The sequence below is a fragment of the Streptomyces sp. B8-7 genome (assembly GCF_058833805.1).
The window spans coordinates 205,162-225,681 of sequence record NZ_JBYRRL010000004.1 but is presented as its reverse complement, the minus strand read 5'-3'; the positions used below and the strand labels follow the sequence as shown (position 1 = coordinate 225,681).

Annotated in this window: 13 protein-coding genes and 1 tRNA gene; 13 read left to right on the top strand and 1 reads right to left on the bottom strand. The window is 72.6% G+C overall.

Going from position 1 to position 20,520, the window contains the following annotated elements:
* Position 1 precedes the first annotated feature (1 nt).
* From bldG to AC5K6T_RS20870, 6 genes are all read left to right on the top strand, one after another.
* Entirely contained in the window at positions 2-343 is a 342-nt protein-coding gene (bldG, locus tag AC5K6T_RS20895) for an anti-sigma factor antagonist BldG (protein WP_493211202.1), read from the top strand.
* Positions 344-450: 107 nt separating this feature from the next.
* A complete protein-coding gene (locus tag AC5K6T_RS20890) occupies positions 451-885 on the top strand; it encodes an ATP-binding protein (protein WP_493211200.1) in 435 nt (144 codons plus the stop codon).
* A 608-nt stretch (positions 886-1,493) separates the two neighbouring features.
* Positions 1,494-3,899, top strand: a complete 2,406-nt coding sequence (locus AC5K6T_RS20885; RefSeq protein WP_493211199.1) for a sodium-translocating pyrophosphatase — start codon at positions 1,494-1,496, stop codon at positions 3,897-3,899.
* 204 nt (positions 3,900-4,103) lie between these two features.
* A complete protein-coding gene (locus AC5K6T_RS20880; protein WP_493211198.1) occupies positions 4,104-4,700 on the top strand; it encodes a small secreted protein in 597 nt (198 codons plus the stop codon).
* A 151-nt stretch (positions 4,701-4,851) separates the two neighbouring features.
* A complete protein-coding gene (locus tag AC5K6T_RS20875; protein ID WP_493211197.1) occupies positions 4,852-6,372 on the top strand; it encodes a DUF7059 domain-containing protein in 1,521 nt (506 codons plus the stop codon).
* 356 nt (positions 6,373-6,728) lie between these two features.
* Positions 6,729-6,926, top strand: a complete 198-nt coding sequence (locus tag AC5K6T_RS20870; RefSeq protein WP_493211196.1) for a hypothetical protein — start codon at positions 6,729-6,731, stop codon at positions 6,924-6,926.
* 554 nt (positions 6,927-7,480) lie between these two features.
* On the opposite strand, the gene AC5K6T_RS20865 is transcribed toward AC5K6T_RS20870, so the two are convergent.
* A complete protein-coding gene (locus AC5K6T_RS20865; RefSeq protein WP_493211194.1) occupies positions 7,481-7,792 on the bottom strand; it encodes a hypothetical protein in 312 nt (103 codons plus the stop codon).
* Positions 7,793-7,977: 185 nt separating this feature from the next.
* Between AC5K6T_RS20865 and topA the strand changes: the two genes are divergently transcribed.
* The 7 genes from topA (at position 7,978) to AC5K6T_RS20830 (ending at position 20,465) form a co-directional block, all read left to right on the top strand.
* Positions 7,978-10,869: a type I DNA topoisomerase gene (gene topA / locus AC5K6T_RS20860; RefSeq protein WP_493211192.1), complete on the top strand. Its 2,892-nt coding sequence runs from the start codon at positions 7,978-7,980 to the stop codon at positions 10,867-10,869.
* A gap of 405 nt (positions 10,870-11,274) precedes the next feature.
* Positions 11,275-14,847: a dTMP kinase gene (gene tmk / locus AC5K6T_RS20855; RefSeq protein WP_493211190.1), complete on the top strand. Its 3,573-nt coding sequence runs from the start codon at positions 11,275-11,277 to the stop codon at positions 14,845-14,847.
* Between the two features lie 434 nt (positions 14,848-15,281).
* The gene (locus AC5K6T_RS20850) at positions 15,282-16,487 is read left to right on the top strand and encodes a DNA polymerase III subunit delta' (RefSeq protein ID WP_493211188.1); all 1,206 of its coding nucleotides are present in this window, start codon (positions 15,282-15,284) and stop codon (positions 16,485-16,487) included.
* Between the two features lie 234 nt (positions 16,488-16,721).
* Complete coding sequence (locus AC5K6T_RS20845; protein WP_493211186.1) at positions 16,722-18,308, top strand: alpha/beta hydrolase; 1,587 nt, start codon at positions 16,722-16,724, stop codon at positions 18,306-18,308.
* 100 nt (positions 18,309-18,408) lie between these two features.
* A tRNA-Thr gene (locus AC5K6T_RS20840) sits at positions 18,409-18,482 on the top strand.
* A 255-nt stretch (positions 18,483-18,737) separates the two neighbouring features.
* The gene (locus AC5K6T_RS20835; protein WP_493211184.1) at positions 18,738-19,379 is read left to right on the top strand and encodes a hypothetical protein; all 642 of its coding nucleotides are present in this window, start codon (positions 18,738-18,740) and stop codon (positions 19,377-19,379) included.
* Between the two features lie 63 nt (positions 19,380-19,442).
* Complete coding sequence (locus AC5K6T_RS20830) at positions 19,443-20,465, top strand: hypothetical protein (RefSeq protein WP_493211183.1); 1,023 nt, start codon at positions 19,443-19,445, stop codon at positions 20,463-20,465.
* Positions 20,466-20,520: the final 55 nt, after the last annotated feature.

Genomic DNA, 20,520 nt, shown 5'->3' with positions numbered 1-20,520 from the left:
CGTGGACCTGTCCCTGTCGACCGAGACCGTCGGCGATCGCACGATCGTCAAGGTCGGTGGCGAAATCGACGTATATACCGCGCCCAAGTTGCGTGAGCAGCTGGTCGAGCTGGTGAACGACGGGAATTTCCACCTCGTCGTCGACATGGAGGGCGTGGACTTCCTCGACTCCACCGGGCTCGGCGTGCTGGTCGGCGGCCTGAAGCGCGTGCGTGCCCATGAGGGCTCGCTGCGCCTGGTGTGCAACCAGGAGCGCATTCTGAAGATCTTCCGCATCACCGGTCTGACCAAGGTGTTCCCGATCCACACCTCGGTCACGGAAGCGGTGCAGGCCACCGACTGATGACCGGCGCCGGGTCACCGCGGCCCGGCTCGGCACGTACAACCGGCGGACCGGGGTGAAGTGCGTCCCGGCCCCCGCAAGCACGCCCGTAGCAATGAGGGGGATGCATGGCCACCGTCGAACTCCGCTTCAGCGCGCTGCCCGAGCACGTGCGGACCGCCCGGCTGGTGGCGGCCGCGGTGGCACGCAGGGCCGGAGTGGACGAGGCCGTCCTCGACGAGGTCAGGCTTGCCGTCGGCGAGGCGTGCACCCGTGCGGTCGGACTGCACCAGAGCGCCGGGTTGAACGCCCCGGTGCAGGTGCTGCTGATCGAGGAGGAGAAGCAGTTCTCCATCGCGGTCGGTGACGAGGCGCCCCGTTCGACACCGGGCGAGCGGGCGCCGGGTGCGGCCGGGGACGACGCGGACGCCGAGGAGGACGACATGGGCCTCGCGGTCATCAGCGGACTCGTCGACGACGTGGAGGTCACGGCCGGGGAGCACGGCGGCCAGATCCGGATGACCTGGCCGACCACGCCGCCGGCCGCGGCGCCCGCCGTCTGATCTCCCGCCCGGAAACACGCTGAAGGGCCCTGCCTCAGGCAGGGCCCTTCAGCGTGTGCGGCTGTCAGTGCGCCCGCCTACAGTGGTTGCGTCAGGAGTTCCTACCACCCCGTACGGTTGCCACCCGCGTCTCGTGGACTCCTTCACGAGCCGGATCCGCCGGTCCCGCCGCCGGGACCGGTCCACCCGCCGACACGGTCGCCTTCCGCCCGGACCGGCCCGGACCCGCCGACCGGGTGATCCCGGTGATCCAGGTGACCCGGATGTGCGGATGTGCGGATCATGAGATGCGGATCGGTGAACGGTGAGGTCCGGACCGGTGAATCATGCGGGCCGATCCGTGGATCACGGGCGGCGGATTCCCCGGCCTCGGGCCGGGGTCCGTCCGCCGTGGCGGCGAATCCGCCGATCACAGGAGGCTGATTCGCTGATCACAGGAGGCTGATTCGCTGATCGTTCGGCCGTCCGGCAATGCTCACCGGGCGGAAATGCTTTCAAGGTGTTAGCGCCTGCCGGTAGATTCCGTTTACGGCGCACTGTTTTGATCAGGTTCCGGTACCTAGAATCCGTCCACATCTTGAGCTCAGCCCAAGCGTCAAGGAGGACGAATGGCGGGGCTTTCTACCCCTCATCAGCTGGATCACCCCACGACCCTCGCGGACGCGGTCCTGACCGACGGCAACCGCCTTCTCGTGGTGGTCATCGCGGTCGTCGCGCTGACTGCCCTGGTGGTCGCGTGGGTGCTGCTGCGCCAGGTACTCGCAGCGGGCGAGGGCACCGACAGCATGAAGAAGATCGCGGCGGCGGTCCAGGAAGGCGCCAACGCCTATCTGGCCCGGCAGCTGCGCACGCTCGGCGTATTCGCCGTCGTCGTGTTCTTCCTGCTCATGCTGCTGCCTGCCGACGACTGGAACCAGCGGGCAGGACGGTCCGTGTTCTTCCTGATCGGTGCGGCGTTCTCGGCGGCCACCGGCTATATCGGCATGTGGCTGGCCGTGCGCAGCAATGTGCGGGTCGCCGCGGCCGCGCGGGAAGCGACACCGGCGGAAGGCGAACCGGAAAAGGATCTCACCGAGGTCTCACACAGAGCGATGAAGATCGCTTTTCGTACGGGCGGCGTCGTCGGCATGTTCACGGTGGGGCTCGGCCTGCTGGGCGCCTCCTGTGTGGTGCTGGTGTACGCGGCGGACGCGCCGAAGGTGCTGGAGGGTTTCGGCCTCGGAGCCGCCCTGATCGCCATGTTCATGCGTGTCGGCGGCGGCATCTTCACCAAGGCGGCCGACGTGGGCGCCGACCTGGTCGGCAAGGTCGAACAGGGCATTCCGGAGGACGACCCGCGCAATGCCGCGACGATCGCCGACAACGTGGGCGACAACGTCGGCGACTGCGCGGGCATGGCCGCCGACCTCTTCGAGTCGTACGCCGTGACGCTGGTCGCCGCGTTGATTCTGGGCAAGGCGGCGTTCGGCGACTCGGGGCTCGCCTTCCCGCTGCTGGTGCCCGCGATCGGGGTGCTCACCGCCATGATCGGCATCTTCGCGGTCGCGCCGCGCCGGGCCGACCGCAGCGGCATGTCGGCGATCAACCGGGGATTCTTCGTGTCGGCGGTGATCTCCCTGGTGCTGGTGGCGGCCGCGGTGTACGCGTACCTCCCGGGCTCGTACGCCGACCTCGACGGGGTCACCGACGCCGCGATCCAGGGCAAGGGCGGCGACCCGAGGGTGCTGGCGCTCGTCGCGGTGGCCATCGGCATCCTGCTGGCCGCCGTGATCCAGCAGCTGACCGGCTACTTCACCGAGACCACCCGCCGCCCGGTGCGGGACATCGGGAAGACCTCCCTGACCGGCCCGGCCACCGTCGTCCTGGCCGGCGTCTCGGTCGGCCTCGAATCGGCCGTGTACACGGCGCTGTTGATCGGGCTGAGCGTCTACGGTGCGTTCCTGCTCGGCGGCACCTCGATCATGCTGGCACTGTTCGCGGTGGCGCTCGCCGGCACCGGACTGCTCACCACGGTCGGCGTCATCGTCGCCATGGACACCTTCGGGCCGGTCTCCGACAACGCCCAGGGCATCGCCGAGATGTCCGGTGACGTCGAGGGCGCGGGCGCGCAGGTGCTCACCAACCTCGACGCCGTCGGCAACACCACCAAGGCCATCACCAAGGGCATCGCCATCGCCACCGCCGTCCTGGCCGCGTCCGCGCTCTTCGGGTCGTACCGCGACGCGATCATCACCGGGGCGCGCGACGTCGGGGAGAGACTCAGTGGTGAGGGCGCGGCGATGACCCTGTCCATGGACATCTCCCAGCCCAACAACCTGGTCGGCCTCATCGCGGGCGCCGCGGTCGTCTTCCTCTTCTCCGGGCTGGCGATCAACGCCGTGTCGCGGTCGGCGGGTTCGGTGGTCTTCGAGGTGCGGCGGCAGTTCCGGGAGCGGCCGGGCATCATGGACCACAGCGAGACACCCGAGTACGGCAAGGTCGTCGACATCTGCACCAGGGACGCGCTGCGCGAACTGGCGACGCCCGGTCTGCTCGCGGTGATGGCCCCCATCTTCGTCGGGTTCACCCTCGGCGTCGGAGCGCTCGGCGGGTATCTGGCGGGCGCGATCGGCGCGGGCACGCTGATGGCGGTCTTCCTCGCCAACTCCGGTGGGGCGTGGGACAACGCCAAGAAGCTCGTCGAGGACGGACACCACGGCGGCAAGGGCAGTGAGGCCCACGCCGCGACCGTGATCGGCGACACCGTCGGCGACCCCTTCAAGGACACCGCAGGGCCCGCCATCAACCCCCTGCTGAAGGTCATGAACCTGGTGTCGCTGCTCATCGCGCCCGCGGTCATCAAGTTCTCCTACGGCGCCGACGAGAACCTCGCCGTGCGCGTCCTCATCGCGGCACTGGCGTTCGTGGTGATCGCCGGCGCGGTGTACGCCTCGAAGCGCCGCGGCATCACCATGGGCGACCAGGGCGAGGCGGACAGCGAGCCCAAGTCGGCCGGAACCGCGGTGGTTTCCTAGCCCGGAGAACCCGGGGGAGTGCCAAGAGGCGGGCGGGCGGGGCGTGTTGGCGCGCCGCCCGCCCGCACCGTGCTGTCCGGGGGCGCGCCGGGCCGCTCCGTGACCCTTCTCTCTTGTGCGACAAATGGCTTCAATAGCGGACAGAGCGGGCGTCCGGTCGGCCGGTGTCGCCCGTTTGGCGTGTATCTTCCGGGGCCGAGAGCCATGGAAGGGACCGATCCGGTGAACAAGAAGCTCGCGGCCGCACTGTCCGGCGGTGCGGTACTGGTACTGGCGCTGTCGGGATGCAGCAGTGACGACGGCAACGAGAAGCTGGACGCCTGGGCCAAGCAGGTCTGCGACGCGGTGCAGCCGCAGGCGAAGAAGATCGAGGCCGCCAACGAGGCGATCAAGAAGGAGGCCTCGGACAACAGCACGCCGGAGGAGGTCCAGAAGGCCGACTCCCAGGCCTTCCAGGACATGTCCGAGGCCTACCGGGCGATCGGCGCCGCGGTGGACGGGGCCGGTGCGCCCGACGTGGAGAACGGCGAGAAGAAGCAGCAGGACGCGGTCAAGGAACTCAACGCCATCTCCGCGTCCTACGCCTCACTGCGCAAGCAGGTCGACGACCTCGACACCAAGAACCAGGCGAAGTTCGCCGACGGCCTCAAGGACATCGCCACCGAGCTGGACAAGCTCAGCAAGAGCGGCAGCGACGCCCTGACCGCCCTGGAGGAGGGCGAGGTCGGTCAGGCGATGAGCAAGCAGCCGAGCTGCCAGCGCGCCTCCGCCTCGGCCTCGCCCTCCGCGGCGAAGAGCTGACCCGGTCAGGGAGGCGGGCGCCCTCGCGAAGCCGTCCCGGCGTGACGGCGGCGGATGCCGCGGAGCCCGCCTGGCGTGAAGGCGGCGGCTTCACGCGGCGGCCCGGGGCGAAGAAGCTGAGCCGAGCGCGGCGGACCGTCACAATGGGGGCGTGAGTAACGCCACCCTGTCCCCCCTGCCCTCCGCCGACCGCCCCGACGTCGCCGCCCGGCTGCGTGAGGCCCTGCTCGCGGCCGACTTCACCGCCGACGGGCTGCTCGACCTGCTCGGCGCCCCCGCCTACGCGGCCCTGGCGCGCAGCGAGACCGTGCCCGCGCTGCGCGCCACCCGGGGGGACACGCCGCTGGAGCTGCTGACCCGGCTGTTCCTGCTGCAGCAGCCGGTGCCCCGGGCCCGTCTCCGTGCCGTGCTGCCGGTCGCCGACTGCCTCGACAGCGGGTGGCTGGCGGCGGCCGACGCCGACGAGGTGGCCGCGAGCGTCGACGTACGGCCGTACGGCGGTCCGGGCGGCGAGGACTGGTTCATCGTCTCCGACCTGGGATGCGCCGTCGGCGGGGCGGGCGGCATCGGAAGCCGGCACGAAGGCGTCGTCCTCGGGGTCGGCGGGGCGTCCACGACGCTGGCCGGGATCACCGTGCGGACGCCCGTCGCCTCGGCTCTCGACCTGGGCACCGGCTCCGGCATCCAGGCGCTGCACGCCGCGCAGCACGCCACGCGCGTGACCGCGACCGATCTCAACCCGCGTGCCCTGCACATCACCGCGCTCACCCTCGCCCTGTCCGGCGCCCCGGCCGCGGACCTGCGCGAGGGCTCGCTGTTCGAACCGCTGCCCCACGGCGACACCTACGACCTGATCGTCTCCAACCCGCCCTTCGTCATCTCCCCCGACGCCCGGCTGACCTACCGGGACGGCGGCATGGCCGGGGACGATCTGTGCCGCTCGCTCGTTCAGGGAGCAGGGGAACGGCTGAACAGGGGCGGGTTCGCACAGTTCCTCGCCAACTGGCAGCACAGGGAAGGGGAGGACTGGCAGGACAGACTCAGGTCATGGGTGCCGCGCGGGTGCGATGCCTGGATCGTGCAGCGCGAAGTGCAGGACATCACCCAGTACACCGAGCTGTGGCTCCGGGACGCCGGGGACCATCGTGGCGACCAGGCCGAGTACCAGGCGCGCTATGACACCTGGCTGGAGGAGTTCGAGGCGCGCAAGGTGAAGGCCGTCGGGTTCGGGTGGATCACCCTGCGCCGCACGGACGCCGAAGAGCCCTCCGTCACCGTCGAGGAATGGCCGCACGCCGTCGAACAGCCGCTCGGGGACGCCGTACGCGCGCACTTCGAGCGCCTCGACTATCTGCGCGGCCGGGATGACGCGGCCCTGCTGGAGGCCCGGTTCCGGCTGGCCGCGGAGATCGTGCAGGAGCAGGTCGGGCTGCCCGGCGCGGAGGACCCGGAGCATGTCGTCCTGCGGCAGAACCGCGGCATGCGCCGGGCCACCAAGGTCGACACGGTCGGCGCGGGCTTCGCCGGGGTGTGTGACGGCACACTGAGTGCCGGTCGGATCCTGGACGCCATCGCCCAGTTGGTGGGTGAGGACCCGGTACTGCTCCGCGACCGCACTCCCGCCCAGATCCGGCTGCTGGTGGAGCAGGGCTTCCTGGAGCCGGGCGACTGATGCGGGACGGCTGACGCCGGGGCGGTCCGGCGCCGGGCACGGGACCGGGTCCCGCACGGGACGCGCCTGGCCCCGGCTCGACGGCGGCGACGCCCATGGTGCCCCGGCCCGGCGGTGGTGACGCCCATGGTGCCCCGGCTCGACGGTGGCGACGCCCGGTGGCGGGCGGCGGCGCTCCCTGTGCCGCAGGCCCGAGGGGGGCGGAAGCCCGACGACGCGCGGGCCGTACGGGGCATCGTCCCAGCGCGCGCCGACCGGCGGCTGCCCGTTCACCTGAGGTTCGCCGCGGTGTGGTCCGGACGTGCCAATCTCACCGAGGCTGGGCCACGCGGGACACGACAGAAGGGCGAGCGGCCATGGAGAGCGGACCGGCGATCTTCGCGGGCGGGGTGTTCGCCCTGTTCGGCGCCGCACTGCTGGGGTGGACGGGGGTGCGCCTGCGGCGCCGGGAGCCGGTGGCCCACGGGGTGCGCACCGCCGTGTCGGCGACCGTCGCCGGCGGCGTCGCGCTGCTGACGCTGGCCGTCGCCGCATGGTGCTTCACCCAGGTCTGACCCGGAGAGCCGGCCTGAGCGACGGTGCCCGCCCGGTTGCCTGCCCGCCCGGTCCCGGTCCCGGTCCCGGTCCCGCACGGACTCTCCGAGCCGACCGAGCCGACCGACCTGGCCGACGTGGCCGACCTGACCGGCCGGTGGACGTGGCGGACGTCACGGTGCGGGCCGCGCCGGGCCGGGTTCCGGTCATCTCGCCGCTGCCTACGGCTGCGGGCGTCCCCCGTTCCGCGCCCACCTTCCGTTCCGCGCTCACCTCCCGTCGACCCTCGCCCGAGAAGACCGAACTCGCGTTCGAGTCGGAAGGGGAGGATTCCGGGGTGGAGACCGAGGAAAAGCCGAGGAAAAACCGAGGAAAAACCGAGGAAGGGGGATGAGGAAGGGGGATGAAGTGACGGTCAGCCGTCGCGGGGAAGCAGCCGTCGTCCCAGCCGTCGTCCCAGCCGTTGTCCCAGCCGTTGTCCACGGTCAGCGCGCCGTGGATGCGGGAGCGGTCGGCCGGCTGGCGGTACACGCGGTCGGCGGTGGCCGTGACGAGGCCCACGAGAGGGACGCCCTCAGCCCTCCGCCGGGTGTCGGGCGCCGAGCCTCTGGACCATGCGCGGAGAGGCCGGCCGGCGCACCGCGGGATCGGTGGCCGTGAAGCGGCTGTCCGCAGAGCGCGCGACGACGGCGAGGCCCGGGTCGCGGGCGGCCGCGCCGTCGTCCCGGTGCCGGCGTCCGACCCCGGCACCGTCCTGGAAGTCTTCGCTGGTCCGGGCGTAGGAGCAGACCGGGCGCCGGGCGCCGGGCCACTCCCCGGAGCATGTCCCGAGTGACATGGCCTCGGCGAGTTCGGGCGAGAGCGACCACGTGGACGTAGCCTTCATTTGTGGCCCCCGGGTTAATGTGATGCTTAACCGATACCTGGCATACCGTTCGAGTGGCCGTTGTGCACTTCGGTCATTTGACACGGGGGCGGGAGGTACCGTCACACTCCGCAGCGTCAGAACGTGCCAGATCCCCGTGACCCGTCCCGGGCCGCCCCCAGCGTCGACCGGAGAGAAGAGCGAAGTTGTCCCCGACCAGCGAGACCGCGAACGGCGGCCGCCGACTCGTCATCGTCGAGTCGCCTGCCAAGGCGAAGACGATCAAGAGCTACCTCGGCCCCGGCTACACCGTCGAGGCGAGCGTCGGGCACATTCGCGACCTTCCCAACGGCGCCGCGGAGGTGCCGGACAAGTACACCGGTGAGGTCCGCCGCCTCGGTGTCGACGTCGAACACGACTTCGAGCCGGTCTATGTCGTCAACGCTGACAAGAAGGCCCAGGTCAAGAAGCTCAAGGACCTGCTGAAGGAGTCGGACGAGCTCTACCTCGCCACCGATGAGGACCGCGAGGGCGAGGCCATCGCCTGGCACCTCCAGGAGGTGCTCAAGCCGAAGGTCCCGGTCAAGCGGATGGTCTTCCACGAGATCACCAAGTCGGCGATCCAGGCCGCCGTGGCCAACCCCCGCCAGCTCAACCAGAGGCTCGTCGACGCGCAGGAGACCCGCCGTATCCTCGACCGCCTCTACGGCTACGAGGTCTCGCCGGTGCTGTGGAAGAAGGTCATGCCGAGGCTGTCGGCGGGCCGGGTGCAGTCGGTCGCGACACGGCTGGTCGTGGAGCGGGAGCGGGAGCGCATCGCGTTCCGTTCCGCCGAGTACTGGGACCTGACGGGCACCTTCGCGACCGGCCGCGCCGGGGACTCCTCGGACCCGTCGTCGCTGGTCGCACGCCTGCAGAGCGTCGACGGCCGACGGATCGCGCAGGGCCGCGACTTCGATTCCGTGGGACGGCTCAAGAGCGCGAACACCCTCCACCTCGACGAGGCGGACGCGCGCGCCCTCGCCGCCGCGCTGGAGGACACCCGCTTCGCCGTCCGGGCGGTCGAGTCCAAGCCGTACCGCCGCTCGCCGTACGCCCCGTTCCGTACGACGACGCTGCAGCAGGAGGCCTCGCGCAAGCTGGGCTTCGGCGCGAAGGCGACGATGCAGGTCGCCCAGAAGCTGTACGAGAACGGCTTCATCACCTACATGCGTACGGACTCCACGACGCTGTCGGACACCGCGGTCACGGCCGCCCGCGCCCAGGTCACCCAGCTGTACGGCGGCGACTACCTGCCGGAGCGGCCGCGTACGTACGCCGGGAAGGTCAAGAACGCGCAGGAGGCGCACGAGGCGATCCGCCCCTCGGGCGACCGCTTCCGCACCCCCGCCGAGACCGGGCTGACCGGCGACCAGTTCAAGCTGTACGAGCTGATCTGGAAGCGGACCGTCGCCTCGCAGATGAAGGACGCGACCGGCAACAGCGTGACCGTGCGGATCGGCGGGGCCGCCGCCGACGGCCGGGACGTCGAGTTCAGCGCGTCCGGCAAGACGATCACGTTCCACGGCTTCCTGAAGGCCTACGTCGAGGGCGCCGACGACCCGAACGCCGAGCTGGACGACCGCGAGCGGCGGCTGCCGCAGGTCGCCGAGGGCGACGCCCTCACGGCCGAGGAGATCACCGTCGACGGCCACGCGACCAAGCCGCCGGCCCGCTACACCGAGGCCAGCCTGGTCAAGGAGCTGGAGGAGCGCGAGATCGGCCGCCCGTCGACGTACGCGTCGATCATCGGCACCATCCTGGACCGCGGCTACGTCTTCAAGAAGGGCACGGCGCTGGTGCCGTCCTTCCTGTCGTTCGCCGTGGTCAACCTCCTGGAGAAGCACTTCGGGCGGCTCGTCGACTACGACTTCACCGCCCGGATGGAGGACGACCTCGACCGCATCGCCCGCGGCGAGGCCCAGTCCGTGCCGTGGCTGAAGCGCTTCTACTTCGGTGAGACCGTGCCCGACGGCGGCCACGACGCGAGCGCCGCGGGCGGTGCGGCCGACGCCGGAAACGGCGACGGCGACCACCTCGGCGGCCTCAAGGAACTGGTGACCGACCTGGGCGCGATCGACGCGCGCGAGGTGTCCTCGTTCCCGGTCGGGAACGGCGTCGTGCTGCGGGTCGGCCGCTTCGGCCCCTACATCGAGCGCGGTGAGAAGGGCGCCGAGGGCTACCAGTCCCGCGACGTGCCCGCCGACCTGGCGCCCGACGAGCTGACCGTGGAGTTCGCCGAGGAGCTGCTGGCCAGGCCGAGCGGCGACTACGAGCTGGGCACCGACCCGGTCAGCGGTCACACGATCGTCGCCAAGGACGGCCGCTACGGCCCGTACGTCACCGAGATCCTGCCCGAGGGCACCCCGAAGACCGGCAAGAACGCGGTCAAGCCCCGCACGGCATCCCTGTTCAAGTCGATGGCCCTCGACACGGTCACCCTGGACGACGCGCTGAAGCTGATGTCGCTGCCCCGGGTGGTCGGCGCGGACGCGGAGGGCCAGGAGATCACCGCGCAGAACGGCCGTTACGGCCCGTACCTGAAGAAGGGCACGGACTCGCGGTCCCTGCAGACCGAGGAGCAGCTCTTCACGATCACGCTGGAGGAGGCGCTGGCGATCTACGCCCAGCCCAAGCAGCGTGGCCGCGCGGCCGCCAAGCCGCCGCTGAAGGAGCTGGGCGAGGACCCGGTCAGCGCCAAGCCGGTCGTGGTCAAGGACGGCCGCTTCGGACCGTACGTCACCGACGGCGAGACCAACGCGACCCTGCGCTCCGGCGACAGCGTCGAGACGATCACCCCGGAGCGCGGCTTCGAGCTGCTCGCCGAGAAGCGCGCCAAGGGGCCCGCCAAGAAGACGGCGAAGAAGGCGCCCGCGAAGAAGACCACCGCCAAGAAGACCGCCGCGAAGAAGACGACCACGGCGGCCAGGAAGACCACGGCGGCCAAGAAGACGACGGCGGCCAAGAAGACGACGGCGAAGAAGACCACGGCCAAGGCGGCGGCGTCGAAGACGGCCGCGAAGAAGGCCACCGCCGCGAACGCTCCGGCCGAGGACTGACGCCGCGGTCGACGACCGCTGTCCGGCCGCGGGCCGGCGGCACGGGTCGCGGGCTGCGCCCGGGGCTGCGGGCCGGCGCCCCGGGCCGTGGACCGAGGCTCCGCCCGCGGGACGACGACCGGCCGTGGACCGGCGCCGTGTCCGAGGGGCTCGACTCCGGTCGGGGTGACTTCCGGCTCCGTGGACCGACAACCCGGTAGTGGGCTGACACCGCGGCGGTGGGCCGGTACTCCGGTGGTGGGCCGGTGCCCCGGTGCCCGGCCGCGGAGACGACGCGCGGGCCGGCCCCAGGGCGCGCGGGGACGGTGAGGAGGCGCGCGCCCTCGCCGCGAGGGCCGCGAGGAGCCGCCCTCGCGCGGGCCGGCGGCGCCCCGGGGCGCCGACGGGGGCCGATAGGCTGAACGCATGACGCGAGCCGAGCAGCCAACGGCCCACCACCCCGCTCCCGACGACGCCCTGGTCGCGGACTCCCGCGAGCGCGCCGTCCGTGCCCTGCTGCGCACCCCGCAGCTGAAGCGGCTGTGGAGCGCACAGCTCGTGGGTGGCATCGGCGACATCCTGGCACTCCTGGTGCTGGTGCTGCTCGTGCTCCAGGCGGCGATCGCCGAAGGGTCCTTCGGCGGCGGCGCCCGGGGCGTGGCCTTCGCGGTGGCGACCGTGTTCGGGGCGCGGGTCCTCGCGACGCTGCTCTTCGGCGCGGTCCTGCTCGGCCCGCTCACCTCCCTCACCGCACAGGAGGGTCCGCTCGACCGCCGCTGGACCATGGTCGGCGCCGACGGCGTGCGGGTGGCCCTGCTGATCGTCGCCCCCCTGTGGATCGACTGGACACCCGAGAACGCACTGGCCGCCCTGCTGGTCACCGTCTTCCTGACCGGTGTCGCGGAGCGCTTGTGGACGGTGTGCCGGGAGAGTGCGGCCCCTGCCCTGTTGCCCGCCCCGCCGCTGGAGGGCGCGACGGTGCGCCCGCTGCCCGACCACCTCGACGCCCTGCGCCGGCTCTCGCTGCGCACGGCCGTCGTGGCGGTCCCCGCCGCTGCCGCCGCACTGGTCGGCGCGGCCCTGCTGAACAACCTGCTGGGCGCCGGCGTCGAGTGGTTCGCGCAGCACCAGGCGGCGCTCGCCTCGTACGTCGCGGCCGGCCTGTTCGCCGCGTCGCTGTCCGTGGTCACCTTCCTGGAGCTGCCCGGGACCCGCACCCCGCGCCCCCGTTCCCCGCTGGAGGGGCTGCGCCGCCCGCGTACCGGGACCGGCGCCGACAAGGGCCGCACCGGCGCGATCACCCTGCTGGTCCTCACCGGTGCGGCCGTCGCCGGTGCCGTCGCCGCCGCGGTCGCGGTCGCCGTGCTGCACGCCACGGACCTGGGCGGCGGTCCGGTGCTGTACGGCCTGCTCGTCCTGGCGCTGACCGGCGGGGTCGTCGTGGGCGTCCGTACCGCGCCCCGGATGCTGGTGTCACTGTCCCGCCGCCGCATGCTGGCCCTGACCACCGCCTTCACCGGTGTGGCGCTGCTCGCCGCGGGGCTCGTCCCGGACGTCACCACCGTGGTGCTGGTCCTCGGTCTGGCAGGCGTCGGAGCGGGCGCCGCCGCCAACACCGGGCACGCACTCCTCGACCAGGAGGTCGAGGACACCCGCCGTACCCGCACCACCGAGCACCTGCACGCGGTGGTCCGCGTCTTCGTGGCGCTCGGCGTGCTCGTCGCGCCCGTGGTGGCGGCGCTGATCGGACCGCACCGGATGGAGAGCGGCAAGTTCGTCTTCGCGCACGGCGGCGCCGCCTTCACCCTCATGCTGGTCGGCGCGCTGCTGCTGCCGGTGGCCGCGCTCGTGCTGGCCAGGCTCGACGACCGCTCCGGCGTTCCCCTCCGCCACGACCTGCGTGACGCGCTGCTCGGCGGCGACGACCCCGTGCAGGCGCCCGCGGGCACCGGCTTCTTCATCGCCCTGGAGGGCGGCGACGGCGCCGGCAAGTCCACCCAGGCCGAGGCCCTGGCCGAGTGGATCCGGGCCAAGGGCCACGAGGTCGTCCTCACCCGCGAACCCGGCGCCACCCCGGTCGGCAAGCGGCTGCGGTCGATCCTCCTCGACGTGTCCTCGGCGGGCCTGTCGCACCGGGCGGAGGCACTGCTGTACGCGGCGGACCGGGCCGAGCACGTCGACACCGTCGTACGGCCCGCTCTGGAGCGCGGTGCGGTGGTGATCACCGACCGGTACATCGACTCGTCGGTCGCCTACCAGGGCGCGGGCCGGGACCTGTCCCCGGTGGAGATCGCACGGATCAACCGCTGGGCCACACACGGCCTGGTGCCCCACCTGACGGTGCTGCTGGACGTGTCGCCCGAGACCGCCCGCGAGCGGTTCACGGAGGCGCCGGACCGCCTGGAGTCGGAGCCGGTCGAGTTCCACGCCCGCGTGCGGTCGGGATTCCTGACCCTGGCCGCGGCCGACCCCGGCCGCTACCTGGTCGTGGACGCAGGCCAGGAGCCCGAGGCCGTCACGGCCGCGATCCGCCACCGGCTGGACCTCGTGCTGCCGCTGTCCGAGGCCGAGATCGAGGCCCGCGAGGAAGCCCGCCGCAAGGCCGAGGAGGAAGCGCGCCGCAAGGCCGAGGAGGAGGCCGCCCGCAAGGCCGAGGAGGAGCGCCTGGAGCGCGAGCGGCAGGAGCAGCTGGAGCGGCTGCGCGCCGAGGAGGAGGAGCGCAAGCGCCGCGAGCTGGAGGAGGCCCAGCGCCGTGAGGCCGAGCGGCAGGCCGAGGAGGCCCGGCAACGCGCCGAGGAGGCGATCCTGCGCGCCGAGCAGGAACGCCGGAGGCTTCTCGCCGAGGAGCAGGCCCGTGCCGAGGCCGAGGCCCGCCGCAGGGCCGAGGAGGAGCGGCGCCGCCGTCAGGCGGAGGAGGAGGCCCGGCTGCGCGCCGAGGCCGACGCCCGGCGCGTGGAGAAGCAGCGGCAGGCGGAGGAGGCCCTGCTCCGCGCGGAGGAGGCCCGCCGCGCGGCCGAGGCCGCCGCGGCGGCTGCGACGGCGGGCCCCAAGCCGCCGGTGCCCGCCGCGGACACCCCCGAGGCGACGACCGTGCCGACGCCTGTGGTGACCCCGCAGGAGGCGCGCGCGGCGCGCGGGGCGGACGACACGGCCGTACTGCGCCCCGTGCGCGGCGAACGCGCGGGCGCGGAGCGCGGGGAGGCCGGCGGGCAGGAGAGGCAAGGAGCGCAAGGAGCGCAAGGAGCGCAAGGAGCGCAAGAGACGCGAGGGGCACAAGAGGCGCTGAAGGCGCAGAAGCCGCGGGCCGACGCCGCCCGCGAGGCCGGCGGCGTGGAGGGGGCCGGGGCCGGCGGGACCGCCCGGGGGTCCGGCGGTGCACGCGACTCCCACGGTGCGCCGGGCTCCGGAGGTTCCGGGGCGTCCGGGCGTTCCGGGGGCGACCGGGGTTCGGACGACTCGGCGGGCCCGGCCGGGCCCGACGCCGAGGTGACGGCCGAGCTGCCGCAGCCGCCGGTGTCGCCCGGGGCGGCCGACGAGACGGCCGTCCTGCCGCGGGTGGAGCCGGACGCCCTCGACGAGACGGCGGTGCTGCCCCCCGTCGGGCCGGGATCCGCGGACGAGACGGCGGTGCTGCCGAGGGTGCCGGGCGGGGACGCCGCGGACCGTGTACCGCCGGGATACTTCCGCGACGAGCGGCCGGGAGCCGGAGCCGGAGCCGAGGCTGCAGCCGGTGCCGGTGCCGGTGCCGGTGCCGGAGGGGACGGCGCCGGGCGGGGCGACGGGGCGGACGACCGTACGCGGGAGCTGCCGCAGCTCGATGCCGAGGGCGCGCCGCGGCGCCGGGCCCGGTCCGACTGGGCCGAGGAGACGCCGCTGGACGACCTGCCCAGCCTGGCCGACGAACTGCTCGGCCCGCGCGCGGACGAGGGCCGGGACGACGAGGCGGGCCGGGACGACGGGTCGGGCCGGGGCAGCGGCGGCCGGGGCCGGCGCGGCTGAGCTGCGCCGGGCGGCTGCGGCTGCCTCTCGTCCTCGGGACGGAGAGGCCGTACGGAGTCCAGGGGCGGCTGCCGGCCGGTCGGACCCGCCTCGGGTGTGCGGCCGGGTCCGCTGCGACGTGCCGCGGACCCTGCGGCGCGGCCCGGCGCCCGAGCGCGGAGCCGGCACCCGGGGGGCGGCCGTCACCGCGGGAGGGCCGTCATCGCAGGAGGGCGTTCCTCGGGGGAGGGCGGTCACTCAAGGAGGGCACGGAGAGCGGGGCGCGCCGGGAGGCGGGAGAGAGGCTCGCGCCGGGAGGCGGCCGGACCGCGGCCCGGCGGGGTCGGGCGGCTGAACCGTACGCTCGGCTCGGAGAGACGGAGTCCGCTGATGTCAGTGGGGCCCGCCACAATGGGGGCGATGACTCGAAGCGTGACGGAAGGGCGGGGTGACCCGTGAGCGTGTGGGACGACCTGGTCGGGCAGGAGCGGGTGAGTGAGCAGCTCGCCGCCGCCGCGCGGGACGCCGACGCCCTGGTCACCGCGGCCGGGAGCGACACCCCGCCGCCGGAGGGGTCGAAGATGACGCACGCGTGGCTGTTCACGGGCCCGCCCGGGGCAGGCCTGGTGCAGACGGCGCGGGCGTTCGCCGCGGCGCTGCAGTGCGTGAGCCCCGATCGCGCCCTCGGCGGCACCCCGGGCTGCGGCTTCTGCGACGGCTGCCACACGGCCCTGATCGGCACACACGCCGACGTCACCACGGTCGCCGCGGTGGGTGCGCAGATCCTCGCCGGCGACATGCGCGACACCGTCCGCAAGTCGTTCACGTCGCCGGCGAACGGCCGCTGGCAGATCATCCTCGTCGAGGACGCCGAGCGGCTGAACGAGAAGTCGGCCAACGCCGTCCTGAAGGCCGTGGAGGAGCCCGCCCCACGGACGGTCTGGCTGCTGTGCGCGCCCTCCCTGGAGGACGTGCTGCCCACCATCCGCTCCCGGTGCCGCCACCTGAACCTGCGGACCCCCTCGGTGGACGCGGTGGCCGACATGCTCGTACGGCGCGAGGGCGTCGAGCCCGGTGTGGCCGCCGCCGCGGCCCGCGCCACCCAGGGGCACATCGACCGGGCCCGCCGCCTGGCCACCGACGCGGCCGCACGGGAGCGGCGGGCGGCCGTGCTGAGGCTGCCGCTGCGCGTGGAGGAGGTCGGCGGCGCGCTCAGAGCCGCGCAGGAGCTGGTCGACGCGGCTGCCGAGGACGCCAAGCAACTCGCCGAGGAAGTGGACGCGAAGGAGACCGAGGAGCTCAAGGCGGCGCTCGGCGCGGCTCAGGGCGGCCGGCTGCCGCGCGGCACGGCGGGCGTGATGAAGGAGCTGGAGGACCGGCAGAAGCGCCGCCGGACCCGCACCCAGCGCGACAGTCTCGACGTGGCGCTGACCGACCTCACCGCCTTCTACCGCGACGTCCTCGCACTCCAGCTGGGCTCCCGCACGGCCCTGGCCAACACCGACGCGGAGGACGTGCTGCAGCGGCTGGCCCGTTCCGGCGCCCCGGAGTCGACCCTGCGCCGCATCGAGGCGATCGGCGCGTGCCGCGACGCGCTCGACCGCAACGTGGCACCGCTGCTGGCGGTCGAGGCGATGACGATGGCCCTCAGATCCGGCTGAGTACGAGCCGGCCGGGCTGGACGGGACCGGGCCGGATCAGGCCGGTCCGGTCCGGCCGGGGCAGCCCGAACGGGAGCGACGGCGGGCGACGGCGGGCGACGGCGAGCGACGGCGAGCGAGACCGGGCACCGACGCGCAGGCAGGGGAGGGCCTGGCGGGTTGACCTCGTAGCTCTTCCGAGGGACAACGTTCACGCTGGGCGTCTGCATGGTCGCTCAACGTTACCCTCGCGGAATGGACACAAGGCGCATCCTCCGCAGATCCCATACCGCCGCAGCACTCCTCGTCGGCGCCGCGCTCCTCGTTCCCTCCTGCTCCTCGGGACGCGCCTCCGGATCGTCCTCGTCCTCGGCGGCGCGTGCGGAGCTGGCGGCCCTGCCCCGGGAAACACCCTCGGCGCTGGACCCGTACTACAGCCAGCGGCTGGTCTGGCGGGCATGCGGAGTGCCAGGCTTCCAGTGCGCCACGATGAAGGCGCCCCTGGACTACACCGACCCGGAGGCGGGGGACGTACGGCTGGCCGTGGCGCGGAAGAAGGCCACCGGGCCGGGTCGCCGGCTGGGCTCGCTGCTGGTGAACCCGGGCGGGCCGGGCGGTTCCGCGATCGGCTACCTCCAGGCCTACGCGGGGCTCGGCTACCCCGAGGAGGTGCGCGCCCGGTACGACATGGTGGCCGTCGACCCGCGCGGCGTCGCCCGCAGTGAGCCCGTCGAGTGTCTGGACGGGCCGGAGATGGACGCGTACACGCAGACGGACGCCACACCGGACGACAGCCGGGAGGTCGACGCGCTCGCCGACGCGTACCGGCAGTTCGCGGAGGGCTGCGGGGCGGACGCGCCGAAGCTGCTGCGGCACGTCTCCACCGTCGAGGCGGCGCGGGACATGGACGTCCTGCGGGAGGTGCTGGGCGACGAGAAGCTGACGTACGTGGGCGCGTCGTACGGGACGTTCCTCGGCGCGACCTACGCCGGGCTGTTCCCGGAGCGGTCCGGGCGGCTGGTGCTGGACGGCGCTCTGGATCCGTCCCTGCCGGCGCGCAGGCTGAACCTGGAGCAGACGGCCGGCTTCGAGACGGCGTTCCAGGCGTTCGCCCGGGACTGCGTGCGGCAGCCGGACTGTCCGCTCGGCGGTCCGGGCACCTCGGCCGAGCAGGCGAGCCGCGCCCTGGGGGCGTTCTTCGAGAAGCTGGACGCCCGGCCCATCCCGGCCGGCGACCCCGACGGCCGCAGGCTCGGCGAGTCGCTCGCCACCACGGGCGTGCTGGCGGCGATGTACGACGAGGCGTTCTGGGAGCAGCTGCGCGAGGCGCTGACCTCGGCCATGAGGCAGAACGACGGGGCGGGCCTGCTGATGCTGGCGGACGCCTACTACGAGCGGGACGCCGAGGGCGACTACGCGAACCTGATGTTCGCGAACGCCGCGGTGAACTGCCTGGACCTGCCGCCGGCCTTCGACCGCCCCGAGCAGGTCCAGGAGGCGCTGCCCGCCTTCGAGGAGGCGTCCCCGGTCTTCGGCCGGGCCTTCGCCTGGGCCGCGCTGAACTGCGCGTACTGGCCGGTCGCGCCGACCGGTGCGCCGCACCGCATCGAGGCGGAGGGCGCGCCGCCGATCGTCGTGGTCGGCACCACCCGCGACCCGGCCACCCCCTACCGCTGGGCGCGCTCCCTGGCCGGCCAGCTCTCCTCGGGCCGGCTGCTCACCTACGACGGGGACGGCCACACGGCCTACGGGCGCGGCAGCGACTGCATCGACGCCACGATCGACGCCTACCTCCTGCGGGGCACCCCGCCGGCCGACGGAAAGCGCTGCTCACAGCCCTGAGGCGGGCCCCGCAGAGCCCCCTCCGGGGCTGGTACGAAGCACCCCCGGAAACTGTGTAGACTTACCGGCGTTGCCGATCGCACCATACTGTCGGCAGCGCGCCGCCTTAGCTCAGATGGCCAGAGCAACGCACTCGTAATGCGTAGGTCTCGGGTTCGAATCCCGAAGGCGGCTCAGTTGAAAGCCAGGTCAGACCCCGTCTGACCTGGCTTTTTCCTTGTCGGGCACGGCTCTGTTGGTAGGTGGCGTCGCCCCGGATCGTGCTGCCGAATCCAAGGGGAGCGCGAGGGGTGCGCATGAGCGCAGAGCTTGTGCGGAGGGGTGCGCGCCGGGCAGCGCGGCGGCGTCACTGATCGGATCGGCGCGGCTCCTCGAAGATCACGCCGGTTTTGTGGAAACGCTCCAACCTCTGCTTCTACGCTGGGCACTGTGGCAGACCCAAAGGACACCCTCGCGTTCAAGACGCTCGTGACGCAGTCGAGCGCCGTGCTGCTGACCCACGGGGTCGAGGTAGAGGCGACGTCGGTGCGGGGCGTCGCGGACCACCTCGTTGAAGTCATGGCTCAGCGGGTGGGCATGGACTACGAGGAAGCCGTCCACCTGGTGACCCCCGAAGCCGTCGCCGAGATCATCATGAAGGCGGCTGCCGAAGACGACCGGGGAGCATCTGTCGGCCCGCATGCGATGCGGCCGGTGCGGATCGACGACCGTACGGTCAGCGTCTCCGTCGAGTCGCTGGGACACCTGGTCATGGCCGCATCGCAGGCCGGCAAGTACGCCAGCATCAACGATGACGGGTCAGCGGCGGCCCACCTTCTGGACCTCGCTACCGAGATCGGCGCCGCTTTGGTGAGGCAGCACGTCGATGGAGCCGTCGGCGTCGCGGTGGGGGTGCTCGACGAGCTGGCCGAACTGGTGGACGCCGTGGCCGACCGCATCGAGGACGACGGCTGGAGCATCTGCCCCTGCGGAGAGGACCACGACCAGGGGACGGTCGACGTCGGCACCCTTCCGGTCATGCGTCGGCATGCCGAGCTGGCCCGCGGTCTTGGCCACCAGGTAGATGGATAGCGCCGGCTCGCACCACCCCTATCCTCGTCCTCACTTATGAGATGAGGGGGGGGCGTCAGGTCGATGGCCATCAGTCCGTTCGGCCCCGCAGCAGACAGGGCCCGGGATGAAGAAACCCGCGCCGAGGTGGGCCGCCTGTTGGAGAAGGCTGCCGAAGTGGGCAAGGAAGCTGCCGAGGCGGGTAAGCGGCTCGTCGAGCTCTACAAGAAGAAAGCAGCGAAGTACCAGCGGCTTGCTGAGATGGAGCGAGACCGGCGCCGCGAGGTGGAGGCCCAGTTGCGGGCCTGCACCAAGCTGCTCGACGAAGCGCCGGACCTTGAGGCGAAGCTCAACTCCATGATCCCCGATCTGGTACGAGCGGCAGCGAACCTTCCGTCGCCGCCTGAGGTGTCCGAACTTCAGGCGCGGCTTGAGGCAACGGAGAAGGACCGGGACACGTTCGCCGAGTTGCTGGACACCGCGACGAAGGAACGGGACGCGGCGCTGCGCGCTCGTGACGCCGCCATTGCCCGGCTGCAGACCCGCCAGAACGAGGACCAACCCCCAGGAGACACAGAGGCGTTGAAAGCACGGCTGGATGCCCCCACTCTCCGTGGCGTGCTTGAGCAAGCGCAGGGGCACTGCTCGTCTCTCGTCATCACCGCAGACCTGGACGAGACGAAGAAGCTGGAGCACCACCAGAAGGCTTCGCACTGGCGGAACCGTCTGGCCGCCACGCTGGCCACCATGCAGGCGTACGCCGAGACCAAAGACCTCGCGAGGGCGCTCGGCGGCAAGGCCGGCCCTGAATTGGCCAATCTCAAGGCGTACTGCGCGAGCCAGCCGTTCCCGCTGCTGACTGAAGGCAAGGTGGTCCTCAGCGAGGGGCAGACCGCCAGCAGCAGCCCACGCGGCAAGGCCCAACGAACCCTCCGCGTCCCTGAGCACATCGACCCCACGGGGAAGGCCGTGATGCTCGAACACATCCGCATCGGCGACGGCGCTCCTCCGGCGCCGCGACTGCACTATCTCGATGACACCGACAGAAGCGGGACCGTCGTCATCGGGTTCTTCGGCGACCACCTGTACAACGCCGGAACCAACTGAGCGCCGGATGCACAGCTCGGACGCAGACGGGGGCCGGGCTCAACCGTGCTGTGGC

What these genes read in the sequence shown, in the direction of transcription:
- AC5K6T_RS20830 (WP_493211183.1), top strand. Translation starts at nt 19,443, where the DNA reads ATGGCCATCAGTCCGTTCGGCCCCGCAGCAGACAGGGCCCGGGATGAA.
- AC5K6T_RS20880 (WP_493211198.1), top strand. Translation starts at nt 4,104, where the DNA reads ATGGAAGGGACCGATCCGGTGAACAAGAAGCTCGCGGCCGCACTGTCC.
- AC5K6T_RS20845 (WP_493211186.1), top strand. Translation starts at nt 16,722, where the DNA reads ATGGACACAAGGCGCATCCTCCGCAGATCCCATACCGCCGCAGCACTC.
- AC5K6T_RS20890 (WP_493211200.1), top strand. Translation starts at nt 451, where the DNA reads ATGGCCACCGTCGAACTCCGCTTCAGCGCGCTGCCCGAGCACGTGCGG.
- AC5K6T_RS20865 (WP_493211194.1), bottom strand. Translation starts at nt 7,792, where the DNA reads ATGAAGGCTACGTCCACGTGGTCGCTCTCGCCCGAACTCGCCGAGGCC.
- AC5K6T_RS20870 (WP_493211196.1), top strand. Translation starts at nt 6,729, where the DNA reads ATGGAGAGCGGACCGGCGATCTTCGCGGGCGGGGTGTTCGCCCTGTTC.
- AC5K6T_RS20885 (WP_493211199.1), top strand. Translation starts at nt 1,494, where the DNA reads ATGGCGGGGCTTTCTACCCCTCATCAGCTGGATCACCCCACGACCCTC.
- tmk (WP_493211190.1), top strand. Translation starts at nt 11,275, where the DNA reads ATGACGCGAGCCGAGCAGCCAACGGCCCACCACCCCGCTCCCGACGAC.